Source organism: Ensifer sp. SSB1 (assembly GCF_016652895.1).
Classification (GTDB): Bacteria; Pseudomonadota; Alphaproteobacteria; order Rhizobiales; family Rhizobiaceae; genus Ensifer.
Genome location: NZ_JAEPRP010000339.1, coordinates 1 through 2,833 on the forward strand (window position 1 = coordinate 1; position 2,833 = coordinate 2,833).

Consider the following 2,833-nt stretch of genomic DNA (forward strand, 5'->3'; position numbering starts at 1 on the left):
CTCGATGTCGCCGACCAGCACGTAGCCGACTTCTTCGCCCACGTGCTGGATCGGGCCCGCGCTCTGGCCGCCCGCATCGATATGGTGGATGTTGCACTGGAGAAGATGGCCGGTCGAATAGGGAATGATGCGCTCGAGCGAGATGCCCTCGCCGCGCCGAAGCGGGTCAAGGGCGATATGCGGCCGCGTGCCAGCACGAAACACGACCCCTTCCTCGCCGTCTGTTTCCTCAAACATCCAGCCGATATTGGAATCGAGCGCCTGCACCAGCCTGTGCAGCATAGGAAGAGAGGGGGAGGCCTTGCCGTTCTCGATCTTGGAAAGCAGGCTCTCGGAACAATCCGCCGCCTGCGCCAAAGCCTTCAGGGTCAGGCCGCGCGTCTGCCGGGCAAGCTTCAACCGCCCGCCGAGCCGCACGGGATTCGACTGGATCTTTTCCTCCCGGCCGCCTTCGGGCGGCAAAGGCGACTTGGCCATATTCATGTGTGAGTATCGCATTGATCGAGTTGCAATCATAATTCCTTCAAATGACCGATGTCCAGATATGACCTCGGCCAAGAGGCTTGCCGAGCCAAGCACCTTCAAGGTGTTCCTTGGCAAGGCAATGCTACTTCTCAGCTAACGCCAACGGGGGCCCGAGCGGCACGGCTGCCGTCTATCCTGATCGACAGTCCTCCAAGCGCCGTGCTCGAGCGCGTTCGATATCGACACAGGAACAAAATGAGGCAGACGAAATCCGCAGGTACTTCGAGCCTCAGAAAGTAACTTTGCTGTCCATACAGTGTCGCCATGGCGGCGTTCTGCGCCACTACGGTCGAGGATCAGGCGGCACCGGTCATGCAAGCCAATTCGGCTGGTCATCCCTCACCCGCTGTCGGAGTTTGACGGCGATCAGCAATGCACTGGCAGCGCCGCCAGCGCCGCTTCAGCGCGGGGCAACCGCGCCAGCATAGAAACCGCCGTCGCCACCGTAGTAGTCCTGTCTGACACTGCTCGCACCGCCGCCGGTCTGGGAGCATCCGGCGAGCGCGGAGAGTACGAGCAGGAATGTGACAATACGCATTGGGTTTGATCCTTTCTTGGCTGCCGCACAGATAGTCGTTGGCGACTGCCCGGACAACCTGGCGACACAACTTTCAACCAAACCCTGTATCCGAACGAGCACGTTACTGAAACGAAGAGACACAACCGATAGACATTGACCCCACCAACCACCGAGGCAATGGCGCCAACTCATCCATTTGGCTTCTCACGGGATGGGCCGCTTCGCCCCCCCCAATCCGGGCCGACGGGCCGGTGGTGTCACGCCCCAAGGGCATGCGCTCCCCCAAGGAGAGTTTCCTGAACCGCGCTACTCGCCTTTGCTGGAAAGCAATTCGTCGAGCTGTTCCAGCTGCTCCGGCAATGCGGTCGCCGAGCCCTGAAGGGCTTCCTCAAGTGCCTCCTTGGACGGATAGATTTCGTGGAAAATCAGCAGCGTCTTCCCGCCCTGGTCCTCGAAAGTTACGGTCGTGACTGCGCCTTCTTCGCCTTCTTCGTTGGTCCAGACGATGCGCTCGTTCGGCACCACCTCTATATACTTGCCGTAGAAGGCCATGGTGTCCGAACCGCCGGCGCCGAATTCCAGCCGATATTTACCACCCGCGCGGACGTCCATATCGCACGATACGAGCGAAACGCCGGTAGCCGATTTTGGCACCCACCAGCGCTGGAACAGCTCGGGCTGGCTCCACGCCCTGTAAACCGTGCTCGGCGGCGCGTCGAATGTCCGTGTTACGACCAGTTCACGATCCCCTTTGCGCTCGACTGACGTGCGGTTCTGCGCGCCACCTGCCCTGTCAGCTTGATGTGTCATCGCTTCCCTCCAGCTTCATTTCGCCGATGATTTCGTCCAATGCTTCGAAGCGAGCCTCGAAGAGCTTGCGATGCGCTTCGATCCACTCGGCCTCCGCCTGCAGGCCGCGTTTCCCAAGCTTGCAGGTTCTCACCCGTCCGATCTTCTGCGTGACGACGAGCCCCGCCCGCTCGAGGATCTGGACGTGTTTCTTCATGCCGGTCAGCGTCATCTGGAACGTGTCCGCAAGACTGGTGATCGACGCGTCCCCTCGCCCGAGCCGATCGATGATCCCGCGGCGGGTCGCATCGGACAGCGCCGCGAAGGCAAGATCGAGGGTAGGACTTAAATACTGAACCATATAGTTCAGTTTTAGCCTGCTCGGGCCGGAAACGCAAGCGTGGTCAGATTTCCCGCAAGCAAACGCGCTCGTCAGGGCGACAAACGCGTATTCGCCTTCCGGAGACGATCCGCAGCAACGTCGACGTCCTCAACGGCCGGAGCCTAGCTGGTGATCGCTTTGAATCGAGCCACTTCCGATGCTGCCGGAGCAAGTCAGCCAGCACATGCAGACCGGCTGAACGCCGACTCTTGTCGTCTAGGTTTGTAAGGTAGAATTCGAAGGGGTAGCCGTGGCGGGACCTGCCGGACTCACGCCAGTCGGGAGCCAGCAATCTGAATTTTTAGAAACGTGTTACCGCCCTTACATGTTCGGATAGACCGGGCCTTCGCCTCCTTGCGGCGGCACCCAGTTGATGTTCTGGTTCGGGTCCTTGATGTCGCAGGTCTTGCAGTGCACGCAGTTCTGCGCGTTGATGACGAAGACGTCCTTGCCGTCCTTCTCCACCCATTCATAGACCCCGGCCGGACAGTAGCGCGTCGACGGGCCGGCATAGATGTCGTGCTCGGAGCGCTTCTGCAGCTCCATATCCTTCACCTGCAGGTGGACCGGCTGATCCTCCTCGTGGTTGGTGTTCGACAGGAACACCGAGGACAGCC

At 60.4% G+C, this 2,833-nt stretch carries 5 protein-coding genes; all 5 read right to left on the reverse strand.

Annotated elements, in window-relative coordinates; genetic code table 11:
• Window positions 1-477, reverse strand: a 477-nt coding sequence (locus tag I8N66_RS37020) for a helix-turn-helix transcriptional regulator (RefSeq protein ID WP_291165501.1), incomplete at its 3' end; no start/stop codon positions are given.
• A 448-nt stretch (window positions 478-925) separates the two neighbouring features.
• Window positions 926-1,063, reverse strand: a complete 138-nt coding sequence (locus tag I8N66_RS37025) for a hypothetical protein (protein WP_291165495.1) — start codon at window positions 1,061-1,063, stop codon at window positions 926-928.
• Window positions 1,064-1,351: 288 nt separating this feature from the next.
• A complete protein-coding gene (locus I8N66_RS37030) occupies window positions 1,352-1,855 on the reverse strand; it encodes an SRPBCC family protein (protein ID WP_223737145.1) in 504 nt (167 codons plus the stop codon).
• Window positions 1,839-2,195: a helix-turn-helix domain-containing protein gene (locus I8N66_RS37035; protein ID WP_291165499.1), complete on the reverse strand. Its 357-nt coding sequence runs from the start codon at window positions 2,193-2,195 to the stop codon at window positions 1,839-1,841. The genes I8N66_RS37030 and I8N66_RS37035 overlap by 17 nt, the downstream gene beginning before the upstream one ends.
• A 342-nt stretch (window positions 2,196-2,537) precedes the next feature.
• Window positions 2,538-2,833 (reverse strand): 4Fe-4S dicluster domain-containing protein (locus I8N66_RS37040; RefSeq protein ID WP_291164570.1); only part of this gene is annotated, 296 nt, incomplete at its 5' end.

Bases quoted from the DNA above. Each gene is read 5' to 3' on its own strand.
- I8N66_RS37035 (WP_291165499.1), bottom strand. From the start codon at position 2,195: ATGGTTCAGTATTTAAGTCCTACCCTCGATCTTGCCTTCGCGGCGCTG.
- I8N66_RS37030 (WP_223737145.1), bottom strand. From the start codon at position 1,855: ATGACACATCAAGCTGACAGGGCAGGTGGCGCGCAGAACCGCACGTCA.
- I8N66_RS37025 (WP_291165495.1), bottom strand. From the start codon at position 1,063: ATGCGTATTGTCACATTCCTGCTCGTACTCTCCGCGCTCGCCGGATGC.